Here is a 15,484-nt window from a genome sequence, read left to right as displayed (position 1 = left end):
CTAGTCCAGACCGAGATCGGTCAGCGTGTAGGCCGTGCGGTAGGCCAGCCCGGCCGCCTCGATCGCCGCCGCCGCGCCGCGGTCGACGATGGTCGCCACCCCGGCGATCTCGGCGCCGGCCTCGCGCAGCGCCTCCACCGCGGTGAGCACCGAGGAGCCGGTGGTCGAGGTGTCCTCCACGGCCAGGACGCGCCGGCCGGCCACGTCGGGGCCTTCGATGCGGCGCTGCAAGCCGTGCGCCTTGCCCGCCTTGCGGACGACGAAGGCGTCCAGAGCGCGCCCGCGCGCGGCCGCAGCGTGCAGCATGGCCGCCGCCACCGGGTCGGCGCCGAGCGTCAGCCCGCCGACGGCGTCGTACTCCAGATCGTCGGTGAGGTCGAGCATCACCCGGCCGACGAGCGGGGCGGCGACCCCGTCCAGCGTGATACGCCGAAGATCCACATACCAGTCGGCCTCGCGCCCGGAGGAGAGCACGACCCGGCCGTGCACCACGCCCTTTTTCTTGATCTCGTCCAGCAGATTCTCACGGTCGCTCATGGGGCAAGCCTAGAGAGTCCCGAATGGACTCGACCGGCGGGCCACTCGTTTATCACCCCAGGTCGGTAATAGGAGGCAAACTGATACGGTCTGGCGTGAACGTTCCTCGATATGGTCAGGCGCGGGCCGAATCGCCGGGATTCACCCTCGCACGATCAGTGGCTTCATTACCCTGAGATAGGGCCGGGCTTCGGCTGCCACCGGACCTGGGCCATGTAGAAAGGGCGGTGTCGCGTGGATCGCTGCGCGCTGTTCGTGGACGCTGGCTATCTGCTGGCGGACGGCGCGATGGCCGTGCATGGGACCCGCCATCGCGAAGCCGTCGCCTGGGACTATCCCGGCCTGCTGGACCTGCTGTCAACGCTCGCGCGCGAGCGCACCGACCTGCCGCTGCTGCGCTGCTACTGGTACGAGGCGACGGTCGAGGGCCGGCGCACCCCCGAGCACGACGCGCTCGCCGACCTCCCCGGGCTCAAGCTGCGCCTCGCCCGCATCAGGCCCGGCCGCAGGGAGGGCGTGGACGCCCAGGTCCACCGCGACCTGATGACCCTCGCCCGCAACAACGCCATCTGCGACGCCGTCGTGGTCAGCGGCGACGAGGACCTGGCCCAGGTGGTCAGCGACGCCCAGGACCTCGGCATCCGCGTCACGGTGATCCACATCGCGGCCGAGGGCGGCTGGGCGGTGTCGCGCACGCTCCAGCAAGAGTGCGACGACCTCATCGAGATCGGCGGCGGCCACCTGCGGCCCTACGTCAACCTGGTCACCGGCAACGTCGCCGGGCCCGCCGACGGCGGCGCCACCTCCGGCAACGGCCACCGCCTGCCGCAGCCGGTGAGCAACGGCCGCTCCCGCGCCCACCACCAGAGTCGGCCGTCCGAGGTCCGGGCACCCCACGCGCTCGGCGCGGGCTCGCACGCCCCTCCCGCCGGTTCGCACGCCCCTCCGGCGGCCGATCCGTCCCCGGCCCCGCCCCCTCCCTACGATCAGTCCTCCTCGGGCCGCGCCTCGCTGGCCTCGCTGGTGGGGCCGGACACGCGCGGCTCCGGCGGCGCGCAGGGCTCGGGCGACTACCCTCCCTCGCCCGGGCAGGGCGCCCGCGAGGCCGACTACCCGTCCTCGTCGTCCGTGCCGGGTTCCGGCGCCGAGGTGCCGGCGTCCCGTGGCGACTACCAGGGCTCCTCGCCGGTGCCGGGGGCCCGCGAGGACTACCGCCTGGCTTCGGACGGGCAGGGTTCCGGCGACGACTACCACGGCTCGCCGGCCGGGCAGGGTTCCGGCGGCGACTACCGGGCCCTGTCGTCCGGGCAGGGGTCCGGCGGTGACTACCAGGGTCTGTCCTCCGGGCAGGGGTCCGGCGGTGACCATCCGCGCTCGTCGGTGGGGCCGGCGTCCCGTGGCGGCGACTACCAGGGCTCCTCGCCGGTGCCCGGGGCGCGCGGTGACTACCACCTGGCTTCGGGCGGGCAGGGTTCCGGCGACGACTACGCGAGCGCCGCCGGCGGGCAGGGCCCGTCCGGCCATCATCGCGGCTCCGCCGGGCACGGCTCCCTCGCTGCGGACTACCAGAGCACGCAGGGGTCCGGCGGCGACTATTCGTCCTCGCCGGCCGGGCAGGGGCGGCTCGGCTCCGACCACCACGCCTCCACCACCGGGCAGGGCCCGCGCGCCGCCGACCCGCAGGGGCCGCCCGCCGGTGCGGGCACGCTCGGCCCGAGTTCCTCCGGCTCGCTCGGCTCCGGCTCGCTCGGCCGGGAGGGCACCACGGCGGGCCAGGCGGGTGACTCCCACGGCCAGGGCTCGCGCCTGTCCGGTGGCCTGTCGTCCGGCGGCCTGACCTCGAGCGGTCCGGCGTCCGGCACGATCCCCTCCAGTCCCGCCTCCGGCGACCTGTCGGCGGGCGGCGGACTCACCATGGGCTTTCCCGCGATCACCGACCTGACCCCCGGCCCCTCCGCCGGTTCCGGCGGCCCGGTCTCCGGTGGTGCGTCGCAGGGGCGGCCCGGCGTCGACTCCGGCCCGTCGTCCGGCCCGTCGTCCGGCTCGGGGCGTCCCGGGGAGCCCTCGTCCGGCGGGGGCGGCCTCGCCTCCGGCGGCTCGCGGTCCGGCGGGGCGGCCCAGGGGAGCCCGTCCGCCGCCGGCCTGGGCGGGACCACCTCCAGCGGTCTCCCGGTGCGCTCACCGGGCGCCGGTCCCCGCGCCGGCGGCGCCCACGCGACCGGTGCGCACGGCGGCGGCTCCCACGCCTCGGGCTCGCAGGGGCCGGCCTCGGCGCAGGCCGGCGCACAGCGCTCCTCGCAGCCCGCACTCCCCGCCGCCTACTCCGGGTACGCCTCCGAGTCGCGCCCGTCATCCCACTCCGCGCCGTCCTCCGGCCCGCCGACCGGGCCGATGGCCGCGCCCGTCCCGCCGCAGCCCCCGGCCGTGCCGGGCCAGTACAGCATCGGCGGCTCCGGTGGCCCGGCCTACCCGGGGCCCCAGCTCGGCCCCTACACCGGCCCCCAGCCCGCTCCGGTGCCCGTCCAGAGCACGCCGGGCACCACCACGCTGGCCGACGCGGTGAAGGCCGCGCACAAGGAGGGCCACGACTTCGGCGAGTCCGTCGCCCGCGACGCCCCCGCCCTGTGGCTGGAGGCCGTGCTGGCCCGCAAGCCGCGCATGCCGTCCGACCTTGAGGCGCGGCTGCTCCAGGGCTCCTCGCTGCCCATCGACTTCCTGCTCCACGACGAGGTGCGCCACGCCCTGCGCCGGGGGTTCTGGGACGCGCTCGAACGCGCCCGCCGCTGACCCGGGCACGCTCCCTGCGAACTGAAGGGCCGCGCGGGCTCCTGGCCGGCGCGGCGGGCCGTGCCGGGGCCCCGATCCGGCGCCGTGGCTCCGCGGCCTATAACCGGCTCTGCGGCCTATGAGCGGCTCCGCGGCCTATGACAGGGCGTCGAAGCCCGCCCGCAGGTGCAGGATGCGCTCAGAGAGGTCCTTGACCGGGCCGGCCAGCGAGGCACTGCCGTTGGCCTGCGAGACGTGCTCCTCGACCCGCGCCAGCTCGTCCTCCACGGCCGACAGCCGCCGCGACAGCTCGGGCAGCACCTCGGCGCCGACCCCGTCGGGCAGTTCGACGGTCAGCCGCTCGCGCAGCAGGGCCGCCTGCTCGGTGAGCCGGCGGTTCATGTTGTACAGCTCGACGAACACCGACACCTTGGCCCGCAGCACCCACGGGTCGAAGGGCTTGGTGAGGTAGTCGACGGCGCCCGCGGCGTACCCGCGGAAGGCGTAGTCGGGGGCGCTGTCGACCACGGTCAGGAAGATGATCGGGATGTTGCGGGTGCGCTCGCGCCGCTTGATGTGCGCGGCCGTCTCGAAGCCGTCCATGCCGGGCATGCGCACGTCGAGCAGGATGAGCGCGAACTCGATGCTGAGCAGGGCCTTCAGCGCCTCCTCGCCCGAGCGCGCGCGCACGGCGACCACGTCCAGGGAGCTGAGGATGGCCTCGAGCGCGATGAGGTTCTCCTCGCGGTCGTCGACCAGCAGGATCTTGGCTCTGTCCGGCATCAACCGCGACCTTCCCTGTTGTCACCCGAGGGCACCCGGCCGCGCGTCAGCCAGCCCCGCAGGCGCTCGAGCAGCCGGTCGACGTCCACCGGCTTGGGCACGTAGTCGGACGCGCCCGAGGAGATGCTCTTCTCCCGGTCACCCTGCATCACCTTGGCGGTGAGCGCGATGATCGGCAGGTCGGAGAACTGCGGCATGCGGCGGATGGCGGAGGTGGTCGCCCAGCCGTCCATCTCGGGCATCATGATGTCCATCAGCACCAGGGCGACGTCCTCGTTGCGTTCGAGCTGCTCGATGCCCTCGCGGCCGTTCTCGGCGTACACGACGGTGGAGCCGTGCCGTTCGAGCACGCTCGTCAGTGCGAAGACGTTTCTGATGTCGTCGTCCACGATGAGGATCTTGGCGCCGTTCAGCGGGTCGTCGCCCTGCCAGACGCGGGCCTCGACGCTCTCGTTGAGCTGCGGGAGCCGCGTGTCCTCCTCGATCTCGGGCATCCGCGGCAGCTCGGAGGCCATGCCGATGCCGGGGCGGTCCTGCTGGGGGTGCCCGGACGGCGAGATCGCCGCGCCGCCGTTGCTGCCGTCGAGCGGACCGGCGTACCTGATGGGAAGGTGCAGCGTGAAGGTGCTGCCGTGCCCCGCCTCGCTCCTGGCGTGGATCTCGCCGCCGAGCAGGCGGGCGATCTCACGGCAGATGGACAGGCCGAGGCCGGTGCCGCCGTACTTGCGGCTGGTGGTGCCGTCGGCCTGGCGGAACGCCTCGAAGATCATTTCGAGCTTCTCCGGCGCGATGCCGATGCCGGTGTCCACCACCGAGAACGACAGGATCTCGTCGTTGTCGCGCAGAGTGCGGTCGATGTACGGCACGCCGTCGTCCGCGCGGCTGATGTTCAGCCGCACCTCGCCCTTCGGGGTGAACTTGACGGCGTTGGACAGCAGGTTGCGCAGCACCTGCTGCAGGCGCTGCTCGTCGGTGTGCAGGTTCTCGGGCACCGCGGGGTCGACCTCGACGGTGAACGACAGGCCCTTGTCCTGCGCGAGCGGCGCGAACGTCGCCTCGACGTACTCCACCAGCTTGGGCAGCGAGAGCTGCTGCGGGTGGATGTCCATGCGGCCCGCCTCGACCTTGGACAGGTCGAGGATGTCGTTGATGAGCTGGAGCAGCGCGGACCCGGCGCCGTGGATGGTGCGGGCGAACTCCACCTGCTTGGCGGTCAGGTTGCCCTCGGCGTTCTCCGACAGCAGCTTGGCCAGCACCAGCAGGCTGTTCAGCGGGGTGCGCAGCTCGTGGGACATGTTCGCGAGGAACTCGGTCTTGTAGCGGGAGGACACCGCGAGCTGCTCGGCGCGCTCCTCCAGTGTGCGGCGGGCCTGCTCGATCTGGAAGTTCTGGATCTCGATGGCGCGGTTCTGCTTGGCCAGCAGCGCCGCCTTGTCCTCCAGCTCGGCGTTGGACCGGCGCAGCTCCTCCTGCTGGCGCTGCAGCTCGTCGGAGCGCTCGCGCAGCTCGGTGGTGAGCCGCTGGGACTCGGTGAGCAGGCCCTCGGTGCGGGAGTTGGCGATGATGGTGTTCATCGTCACGCCGATGGTCTCGACGAGCTGGTTGAGGAAGGCCAGGTGGGCCTCCCCGAACTGGCTGAAGGAGGCCAGCTCGAGCACGCCGAGCACCTGCTTCTCGAACAGGACCGGCAGCACGACGATCTGCGCGGGCGTCGACCGGCTCAGCCCGGACTCGATGGTGAGGTAGGCGGCGGGCACGTCGTCCAGCACGATCGGCCGGCCCTCGGAGGCCGCCTGGCCCACGATGCCCTGCCCGAACTTGAAGCTCTGCCGGGCGCTGCGCCCCGGTCGCACGCCGTACCCGGCGATCAGCGTGAGCTCGTCGTCGGCCGGGCTCTCGACCATGTAGAAGGCGCCGTAACGGGCCGAGACCAGCGGGGTGAGCTCGGTCATGATCAGCTTGGCGACCTCCATGAGGTCGCGGTGCCCCTGCATGAGGCGCGAGACGCGGGCCAGGTTGCTCTTGAGCCAGTCTTGCTCCTGGTTGGCCTTGGTGGTGGCGACCAGGTTGGACACCATCGTGTTGATGTTGTCCTTCAGGTCGGCCAGCTCGCCCTGCGCCTCGACGGTGATCGAGCGGGTCAGGTCGCCGCGGGCGACCGCGCTGGTGACCTCGGCGATGGCCCGCACCTGCGTGCTGAGGCTGCTGGCAAGCTCGTTCACGCTCTCGGTGAGCTGCTTCCAGGTGCCCTGGACGCCCTCGACGCGGGCCTGGCCGCCGAGCTGCCCCTCGGAGGCCACCTCGCGGGCCACGCGGGTGACCTCGGAGGCGAACGACGAGAGCTGGTCGACCATGCGGTTGATGGTCGTCTTCAGGACGAGGATCTCGCCCTGAGCGTCCACGTCGATCTTCCTGGACAGGTCACCCTTGGCGACCGCCGTGGTGACCTCGCCGATGTTGCGCACCTGGTAGGTCAGGTTGGTGGCCATGGAGTTGACGTTGTCGGTGAGGTCCTTCCAGACGCCCGACACCCCGCGCACCCGGGCCTGGCCGCCGAGCTGGCCCATGGTGCCGACCTCGCGGGCCACCCGGGTCACCTCGTCGGCGAACAGCGAGAGCTGGTCCACCATCGTGTTGACGGTGTCCTTGAGCTGCAGGATCTCGCCCTGCGCGTCCACCGTGATCTTCTTGGACAGGTTGCCCTGGACCACGGCGGTGGAGACGGCGGCGATCTGCCGCACCTGGGAGGTCAGGTTGTTGGCCATGAAGTTGACGTTGTCGGTGAGGTCCTTCCAGACCCCGGACACGCCGTGCACCTGCGCCTGGCCGCCGAGCTGGCCCTCCGAGCCCACCTCGCGGGCCACGCGGCTCACCTCGGAGGCGACCAAGGAGAGCTGGTCGACCATGGTGTTGATCGTGGACTTGAGCTCGAGGATCTCGCCCTGGGCGTCCACGTCGATCTTCTTGGACAGGTCGCCGCCGGCCACGGCCTTGGTGACCTGGGCGATGTTGCGCACCTGGTAGGTGAGGTTGTTGGCCATGGAGTTGACGTTGTCGGTGAGGTCCTTCCAGACCCCCGAGACGCCCTTGACCTCGGCGCGCCCGCCGAGCTGGCCCTCGGTGCCGACCTCACGGGCAACCCGGGTGACCTCATCGGCGAACAGCGAAAGCTGGTCGACCATCGTGTTCAGGGTCGTCTTCAGCTCGAGGATCTCGCCGCGCGCGTCGGCGGTGATCTTCTTGGACAGATCGCCCTGCGCGACCGCCGTGGCCACGGTGGCGATGCCGCGCACCTGGCTGGTCAGGTTGCTCGCCATGACGTTGACGTTGTCGGTGAGGTCCTTCCAGACGCCCGACACGCCGCGCACCCGCGCCTGGCCGCCCAGCTCGCCCTCGGTGCCGACCTCGCGGGCGACCCGGGTGACCTCCTCGGCGAAGGCCGAGAGCTGGTCGACCATGGTGTTGACGGTGTTCTTGAGCTCCAGCATCTCGCCGACGGCGTCGACGGTGACCTTGCGGCTCAGGTCGCCCCGCGCGACGGCGGTGGTGACCACGGCGATGTCGCGCACCTGGGCGGAGACCCTGCTGGACATGGTGTTCACGGCCTCGGTGAGGTCGCGCCAGCTTCCGGACATGCCGCGGAGGTTCGCCCGGCCGCCGAGCTGGCCCTCCGAGCCCACCTCGCGCGCGACCCGGGTCACCTCGGAGCTGAACAGGGAGAGCTGGTCGACCATGCCGTTGATCGCCTTGCCGAGGCGCCGCACCTCGCCCTTGGCCGTGCGCCCGACCTCCAGGCGCTGGGACAGGTCGCCCTGAGCGACGGCGTCCAGCACGTCGGCGGCGCTGCTCACCGGGCCCACGAGCGCGTCGATCAGGTCGTTGACCGAATGGACGCTCTCGGCCCACAGTCCGACGCCGGGGCCGGGGACCAGGCGGACGGTGGAACGCCCTTCCTTGACGACCTCGCGGCTCACGCGGATCAGCTCGTTGGCCAGATGCTCGCGGCGATCGGCCACCTCGTTCAGCAGTAGCCTGGTCTCACTGAGGATGCCTGGAGCGGCGTAGGGCACCCGTTTCCTGAAGTCGCCGTCGCGCCAGGACATCAGCGTTTCCAGGAACGGCCGGAGATCGGACTCGGTATAGGACCGCTCCGAACCGGCTCCCACGGTCGGGGTACCCTTCATGAAGCCTCCTTCACGCTGTTCGGGCGGGATGCGGAGTAGTGCCAGTCTGGCATGAAGGACGCTATGCGGTCGCCCTGTCGATCGACCGCGTGTAACCGCCGACTGTGGTAAGCACGGTGTAATGACAAGTTCTTCCCGGGGTGTGCTGGCCGCGTCTTTCGCGCCCGGCGGGACGGCCCTACCATCAGCCGCGCGGTTCACCCGCGAGGTCATGACCGCCTGGGCGGCCGCGCCCATCAGCATGGAGGCCGAGCGGCTGACAGGAGAGCTCGTCTCCGAAATCGGCGATGTCCCTTTTGAGATTGTATGGGTCCATCAGGGAGATTCACTCCAGATAGAGGTGCGAGAGAAGGAGCCCGGAGAGGTTCCGGTGGTCCCTCCGTCCAGCTCCGTCACGGTCTGGGGGGTCAGCTTCTCCGGCGCGCACCGCACCCGCTGGGCCCGCATAGCCCTGCCCGGCGCCGGCGACGCCTCCCGCCCGGTGTCCGACTGGACCGGCAAGCGCACCTCGCAGGGGCCCGGCTGGCTGGGCTTCCTCGCCGACGCCAGCGACCTGCTCGCCGGGACGCTCGACCCCGACATGGTCCCCGCCCTGATCGCCCAGATCGTGGTGCCGCGGCTGGCCACCTGGTGCGCCGTCTACACCACCGGCTCCGACGGGGGGCCGCTCGACCTGGCCTACCTGTGGCACGCCGACGAGGCCCGCATCGACGGCCTGCGCGAGGAGCTCGACGAGGTCACCGTTCCCTCGGTGGACAACCTCACCCCGGTGCCGATCCAGCTCGGTGACTGGCAGTCACTGGCCTTCCCGCTCGTCGCGCGCGGACGCAGCCTCGGCATGATGTGCCTGGGCCGCGCGGGCCGCTTCCCCGACGACGTCGCCCAGCTCGCCGAGGACCTCGGCCGGCGCGCCGCGCTCGCGATGGACAACGCGCGCCTGTACGCTCAGCAGGCCGATGCCAACCGGGCCCTCCAGCGCAGCCTCCTGCCGCCCGGCACCCCCGCCGAGACCCCCGGCCTGGACTACTCGGTGGTGTACGAGCCGGCGGGCGAGAACAACGAGGTCGGCGGCGACTTCTACGACCTGTACGCCGTCGGCGAGGGCACCTGGCGGTTCGCCATCGGCGACGTCTGCGGCACCGGCCCGCAGGCGGCGGCCGTCACCGGCCTGGCCCGCCACACGCTGCGCCTGCTGGCCCGCGAGGGGTACGACGTGGCCTCGGTCGTCTCGCGGCTCAACCGGGCCATCCTGGAGGAGGGCGAGCGCGCCAGGTTCCTCACCCTGCTGCACGGCGAGATCCGCCGCACCGCGGGCGGCCTGGACCTCTCGCTGATCTCCGCCGGGCATCCCGAGGCGCTGCGGCTGCGGCCGAGCGGCGTCGTGGAGAGCGTGGTCACCTCCCAGTCGCTGCTCGGCGTCTTCCCCGAGGCCGAGTTCGTCGCCGACCAGGTGCATCTCGGGCCCGGCGACGTCCTGCTCGGCGTCACCGACGGCGTCACCGAACGCCGCTCGGGCGGCCGGCTGCTGGACGACGACGGCGGGCTGTCCAAGCTGCTGGCCGAATGCGCCGAACTGTCCGCCCGCGCCGTCGCCGAGCGCATCCGCCGCGCCGTCGAGGACTTCGCCATCGAACCCAGCGCCGACGACCTCGCCATCCTGGTTCTCAGAGCCGTGTGACTCGGCCTCGCCGCGCTCGGCGGGCTCGGGGCGCCTTCGAGGCGGCGCCCTTCGTCGTCGTCCGGGGGGTCAGGAGGAGGGGGCGGGGGCGGGTTGGGGGATGCCGAGGTGTTTGCAGGCGAAGTCGATCTGGGCGGCCATCTGGCGGATGCGCTCCTCGATGACCAGGCTGGCGTGGCCGGCCGGGTAGCGGTAGACCTCGTGCTCGTGGCCCCGCTCCTCCAGCTTGTCCAGGTACTTCTCGATCTGCCCGATCGGTGAGCGCGGGTCGTTCTCGCCCGCCAGCACCAGCAGCGGCGCCTGGAGCGCGTCCAGGTAGGTGATCGGGGACGACGCCGCGTACAGCTCGGGCACCTCCTGCGGTGAGCCGCCGAACAGCGCCCGGTGGTAGGCGCGCAGGCCCTCGGTCTCGTCGCTGTAGGCCGCCGCGTGGTCGGTGATCGGCACGGCGGCGATGCCGGCCGCCCACCACTTGGGCTGGGTGGCCAGGCCGAGCAGCGTGAGGTAGCCGCCCCAGGAGGCGCCGGCGAGGACCATGCGGTCCGGGTCGGCCACGCCGTGGCTCACGGCCCACTCGCGGACGGCCGCCACGTCGGCCAGTTCGATGTGGCCCACGTCGCCGCGCAGCGCGTCCCGCCACGCCGAGCCGTAGCCGGTGGAGCCGCGGTAGTTGACCCGGACGACGGCGAAGCCGACGTCGACCCAGGCGGCGACGTTCGGCATGAAGGAGTCGTCGTCCTGCGCCGCCGGGCCGCCGTGCAGCAGGAACACCGTGGGGTAGGGCGGGTTGCCGATGGTCGGGCGCGAGACCAGGGCGTGGATGCGCCCGCCGGGCCCGTCCACGTGGACGTCCTCCAGCGGCACGGACGGCGGGGCCGAGGGACCCGACTGGTTCATGACGACGTGGCCGTCGCTGGCCCTGATGATCGGGGGCCGCGCCGCGCTCGACCAGGAGTACTCGACCGTGCCGTCGGGCCGGGGCATCGCGTCGTGGATCACGCCGTGCGGGGTCTTGATCTCCGTCAGGTGGCCGCCGCCGAGGTCGTACCGGTACAGCTCGGTGCGGGCCCGGTCGTTGTGGCCGATCAGCACCGCCCGCCCGTCGTGGTACCAGTCGGCGGTGATCTCGCCGGGCACGCGCAGCCAGATCTCGCGCTGCTCGCCGGTCACCGGGTCCCACACCAGCGGCTCGCGGCGTCCGCGCCGCTCGTGCAGGGCGAGGATGCGCCGGTCGGCCATGGTGGGAGCGAACCGTACGCCGGAGAAGCCCTTGCCCGGCCCGTCGTGCAGGTCGCCGGCGAGGTGCCCGTTCGGCCGCAGCACGCGCAGGGCGGGGTGGCGGGAGTCACCGTGCTCGCTGTGGCTCACGGCGATGAGCGAGCCGTCGAGCGAGATGCCGGCGACCTGCGCGAACTCGCGGGACTCATAGATCAATGTCGGCTTCTCGTCGCTGCCGACGCGGACGTGGAACACCTGGAAGCCGTGGCGGCTGCTGCGGCCGACGGCGGCGGTGCCGACGGCCGACAGGGCGAGGCCGGTCGGGTGCCCCGGGGCGAGGTCGGGGTGCGCGGGCATCTCGGGGCCGCCGGTGAACGGCTGGCGCATCCAGATGCCGAACTCGTCGCCGTAGGTGTCGGAGAACCACCAGATCCACTGGCCGGTCGGATCGATGGCGGCGTGCGAGGTGCCGCGCGGGCGGCTGGTGACCTGGCGCGTGGCCCCGTTCGAGCGGTCCCAGGCGTGGATCTCCCACACGCCGGAGATGTTGCAGCGGTACACGGCGCGGGCCGGGGCCAGCCGTGCCCAGGTGGGCAGGGTCATACGTGCCGCGCGGAACCTGGCCTGCCAGCGTTCCTCGGCCTTCATGGGCGTGCCCCTCCCTCACGCTCTCCCGGACCGGGATCGGCGGGTTGCCGTTAAGTATGTCGCTTCTGTACGGAAGATGGCCTACAAAGTTAGGGAAATTCGTAATTCGAATGTGCCTAGGCGATCTTACGGAACAGAGAGATCCGGCACGACATCTGCACGGTCACCGGGTCCGGAAGGCGAAGGATTTCCCGTCGGAGCGCCTGTGCGTCGGTGTGCCAGGCGCTCGGGCCCATGCCGGCCACGGTCTCGACGGCCTGGTGGTCCAGCCGCATCCCGGCCTCCTCGACGATCGTCCCCGCCTCGGCGAAGCGGCCCGCGAGCGCCTCCCCGACGCGCCGCTCCTTGTCGTCGTCCACCGACAGCAGGCCGAGTTCCTCCACCAACGGCGCCAGGTGCCGCGAGGTCGGGGTGACCACGGCCAGCGTGCCGCCGGGGCGCAGCACGCGGGCGAACTCCGGGCCGTTGCGCGGCGCGAACACGTTCAGCAGCACGTCCGCGCACGCGTCCCTGACCGGCAGGGGGCGCCACACGTCCGCCACCACCGCGCCGATGCGGGGGTGGGCCCGGGCGGCGCGCTTCAGCGCGTGCTTGGAGACGTCCAGCGCGATGCCCGTGTCCGCGGGGCTCATCACCTCGGCCAGGTAGTGGCCGGTGCCCGCCCCGGCGTCCAGGATCACCGCGGGCCCGTGCCCGCCGGCCGTGTGCGCCGGGATGTCCATTCCAGGCCCACGCTCGCCGGCCGCTGGTGCCGTACCGCCCGTTCCGGGCATGTCCGCCATGCCGTGCCGTCCCGCGTCTCCCGATGGCAAGCCGCCGGGGGCGAGGACCGGGGCGGGGCGCAGCAGCTCGCGCAGGCGGCGGGCCAGTGGGGCGAAGTGACCCGCGCCGAGGAACGCCGCCCGTGCCGCGACCATGGGCGGCGTGTCGGCCGTACCCGGCGCCGCCGAGCCGGTGAGCAGACTCACATAGCCCTGCTTGGCGACGTCGTAGGCGTGCCCCTGCCCGCACCGCACCACACCGCCGGCCAGGGCGAGATCGCCCCGGCAGACCGGGCACAGCAGGTACGGGATGACGTCGGCGAGCATTCCCCCATCATCCCCGAATGCCGGAACCGCCCCGTCCGCTGATCCCCGAATGCCCGAACCGGCCCGTCCGCCCGGCTCGTCCTTCACCGATGGCCGGAGACGCGGCCTGCCTCCCACCGGCCGCCGGTGAGGCCCGGCTCGCCCCTCACTGGCGGCCGGTCCGCCCGCGGGCCGCCTGTACGCGCACCGCGATGCCGTCGAGCAGACTGAGCAGCCCGAACTCGAAGAGGCTGTCCAGGTCCAGCTCGACCCCGGGGGACCGCAGAATCCGCGAGAAGGCCGGGAACTCTCCGGAGGAGAAGAGCCCGGCGAAGGCGGGGGCCTGCGCCGCCATCCACTCGTCGTCGGTGACCCCGCTCTCCTGCCGCGCCTGCGCCTCCCCTTCGAGGTTGACGGCCACGCCGTGCACGTAGCTGTACACGGTGACCACCAGGTGCAGGAGCTCGTTCGGCCGCAGCCCCAGACCGGTGAGGCCCTGCATCACCCACTCGGTGCCCGCGAGCGCGTTGTGCGACATCAGGGGACGGGTGAACGACTGCACCTGGGCGAGCCAGGAATGCCGGCGGTACATCGCCCAGTGCTGCCGGGCGACCAGCTCCAGCCGCTCGCGCCAGGTGCGGGCGGAGGGAACGGGGGTGAACTCCGCGCCGAACACGGTGTCGGCCATCAGCAGGACGAGCTCGTCCTTGCCCTGGACGTGCCGGTAAAGCGACATGGTGGGCACGCCGAGGGCGGCGGCGGCCCTGCGCATCGACAGGGCGGCGATGCCCTCGGCGTCGGCGATCTCGATGGCGGTGCGGACCAGGCGCGCGCGGGCCGGGTCCCGCCCGTCGTCCGCCGCCGCGGGCTCACGGTGCCGCACGGGAACAGGCTCGGGGACGCGCACCACGGTGCCGACCCCCGGTTTCGGCTGCACGAGCCCCTCCTGGCGGAGCGTCGCGAGGACCTTGGTGGCGGTCGCCATGGCCACGCCCCACTCGCCGGTGATCTGCCGGGTCGAGGGCACCCGGTCTCCGGCGCGCAGCTCGCCGGAGGTGATGCGGCGCCGGATCTCACGGACGATCCGGGCGTACGGCGGCTCCGGTCGTGTCCCGGGACGGTCCACGGGGGCTCCTTCCGCTGGGCGCGGCGCGCGGGGGGCGTCGCCGAGCGTACTAGTGCACCAGGAACACCCGCCGGCCGCCGACCGGCGGGCGCCGCCGGTGGTGAACAGACGATTCCCGGCGTGTTTTAGGTGTGCCGGTCTCCTGACGCACTAGTGCTCATGATGACATCGTCGCAGTTCATTGCGTCAGTACACCGTACAAACTACCTTGCACGCATCGGCCCGTACACCGTACATACATCCCCCGACATGGCCGAGGAGGCTGTGATGAACCGAAGTGTCCTGATCAACGGTGCGAGCATCGCCGGGCCCGCGCTGGCCTTCTGGCTGCGCCGCCACGGGTTCGACCCGGTCGTCGTGGAGCGGGCTCCGGCGTTCAGGGAGGGCGGTCACGCGATCGACCTGCGCGGGGTCGCCCACGAGGTGGTCAGGCGGATGGACCTGTCGGCCGAGGTCCGGCGGGCGAGCATCGGCACGCGCGGCATGTCGTTCGTCGACGCCTCGGGCAGGCCGCGGGCGAGCATGCCCGTGGAGCTCCTCGGCGGCGAGGGCGCGGTCGGCGAGATCGAGATCCTGCGCGGCGACCTGTCGCGCGTGCTGTACGATGTCACCCGCGGCGACACCGAGTACATCTTCGGTGACCACGTCACCGCGCTCGCCGACGACGGAGACGGAGTCGAGGTGAGGTTCGCCGGCGGCGGCAGGCGCCGGTTCGGCCTGGTGGTCGGCGCGGACGGCATCCACTCGGCGATCCGTGCGCTCGTCTTCGGGCAGGAGGCCGGATTCGCCCGCCATCTCGGCTCCTACACCTCCTACTTCACCATCCCCTACCCCGTGGCCCACGATCGGTGGGACCGCTACCACACTCCGCTCGGCGGCCGCGCGGTGGCCATCCGGCCCACTCCCCGGCCGGACGAGGCCAAGGCGCTGTTCGGCTTCACCTCGCCGCCGCTGTCCTACGACCGGTACGACGCCGACCGGCAGAAGAAGATCATCGCCGACCGGTTCGCGGACGTCGGCTGGGAGGTCCCCCGGCTGCTTTCGGCCATGTGGGAGGCCCAGGACTTCTACTTCGACACCATCGGTCAGATCCACATGGACCGCTGGTCCAGCGGCCGGACCGTCCTGCTGGGCGACGCGGCGTACTGCCCCTCGTCCCTCAGCGGCCTCGGCACCAGCCTGGCCCTGGTGGGCGCGTACGTGCTCGCGGGCGAGCTGGCCGCCGCCGGCGGCGACCACCGCGCCGGGTTCGCCGGGTACGAGCGCGAGATGCGCGGGTACGTCACGGCGTCCCAGGCGCGGGCCGGCGGCGGCGAGACGGGCTTTCTGTTCCCCAGGACGAAGGCGCACGTTCTGATGCGCGACATGATGATCAGATCGCTGCCTTACGTGCCGTGGCGGGGCCTGATCGTCAAGCGGCTCCAGCAGGCCGACGCCATCACGCTCAAGGACTATTCGAGCTGACGGCGCCGGCCGT

The 15,484-nt window shown here is 72.3% G+C and carries 9 protein-coding genes; 3 read left to right on the top strand and 6 right to left on the bottom strand.

The features are described 5' to 3' along the window. The gene (gene pyrE / locus ACWEN6_RS36155; RefSeq protein ID WP_452576506.1) at positions 1 to 537 is read right to left on the bottom strand and encodes an orotate phosphoribosyltransferase; all 537 of its coding nucleotides are present in this window, start codon (positions 535 to 537) and stop codon (positions 1 to 3) included. 234 nt (positions 538 to 771) lie between these two features. Between pyrE and ACWEN6_RS36150 the strand changes: the two genes are divergently transcribed. Continuing rightward, the gene (locus ACWEN6_RS36150) at positions 772 to 3,324 is read left to right on the top strand and encodes an NYN domain-containing protein (protein ID WP_452576505.1); all 2,553 of its coding nucleotides are present in this window, start codon (positions 772 to 774) and stop codon (positions 3,322 to 3,324) included. Between the two features lie 135 nt (positions 3,325 to 3,459). On the opposite strand, the gene ACWEN6_RS36145 is transcribed toward ACWEN6_RS36150, so the two are convergent. Both ACWEN6_RS36145 and ACWEN6_RS36140 read right to left on the bottom strand, forming a co-directional pair. Further along, positions 3,460 to 4,086, bottom strand: a complete 627-nt coding sequence (locus ACWEN6_RS36145; protein ID WP_452576504.1) for a response regulator — start codon at positions 4,084 to 4,086, stop codon at positions 3,460 to 3,462. Beyond that, the gene (locus ACWEN6_RS36140) at positions 4,086 to 8,270 is read right to left on the bottom strand and encodes a HAMP domain-containing protein (RefSeq protein WP_452576503.1); all 4,185 of its coding nucleotides are present in this window, start codon (positions 8,268 to 8,270) and stop codon (positions 4,086 to 4,088) included. The genes ACWEN6_RS36145 and ACWEN6_RS36140 overlap by 1 nt, the downstream gene beginning before the upstream one ends. Before the next feature lie 370 nt (positions 8,271 to 8,640). Here ACWEN6_RS36140 and ACWEN6_RS36135 point away from each other — a divergent pair, with 370 nt between their 5' ends. Further along, positions 8,641 to 9,948: a PP2C family protein-serine/threonine phosphatase gene (locus ACWEN6_RS36135; RefSeq protein WP_452576502.1), complete on the top strand. Its 1,308-nt coding sequence runs from the start codon at positions 8,641 to 8,643 to the stop codon at positions 9,946 to 9,948. A 69-nt stretch (positions 9,949 to 10,017) separates the two neighbouring features. On the opposite strand, the gene ACWEN6_RS36130 is transcribed toward ACWEN6_RS36135, so the two are convergent. The 3 genes from ACWEN6_RS36130 to ACWEN6_RS36120 form a co-directional block, all read right to left on the bottom strand. After that, positions 10,018 to 11,814, bottom strand: coding sequence for a prolyl oligopeptidase family serine peptidase (locus ACWEN6_RS36130; protein ID WP_452576501.1), 1,797 nt, complete (start codon positions 11,812 to 11,814; stop codon positions 10,018 to 10,020). A gap of 116 nt (positions 11,815 to 11,930) precedes the next feature. Beyond that, positions 11,931 to 12,902 carry a putative RNA methyltransferase gene (locus ACWEN6_RS36125; RefSeq protein WP_452576500.1) on the bottom strand — a complete coding sequence of 324 codons (972 nt, stop codon included), beginning with the start codon at positions 12,900 to 12,902 and terminating at the stop codon, positions 11,931 to 11,933. Positions 12,903 to 13,047: 145 nt separating this feature from the next. Then, positions 13,048 to 14,007, bottom strand: a complete 960-nt coding sequence (locus ACWEN6_RS36120) for a TetR/AcrR family transcriptional regulator C-terminal domain-containing protein (RefSeq protein ID WP_452576499.1) — start codon at positions 14,005 to 14,007, stop codon at positions 13,048 to 13,050. Between the two features lie 267 nt (positions 14,008 to 14,274). Here ACWEN6_RS36120 and ACWEN6_RS36115 point away from each other — a divergent pair, with 267 nt between their 5' ends. Continuing rightward, positions 14,275 to 15,471 carry an FAD-dependent monooxygenase gene (locus tag ACWEN6_RS36115; RefSeq protein ID WP_452576498.1) on the top strand — a complete coding sequence of 399 codons (1,197 nt, stop codon included), beginning with the start codon at positions 14,275 to 14,277 and terminating at the stop codon, positions 15,469 to 15,471. The last annotated feature ends 13 nt before the right edge of the window (positions 15,472 to 15,484 follow it).

The sequence above is a fragment of the Sphaerisporangium sp. NPDC004334 genome (genome assembly GCF_053602655.1).
Note: the sequence above shows the minus strand (reverse complement) of the source record. Positions and strands in the feature narration are given on the sequence as shown.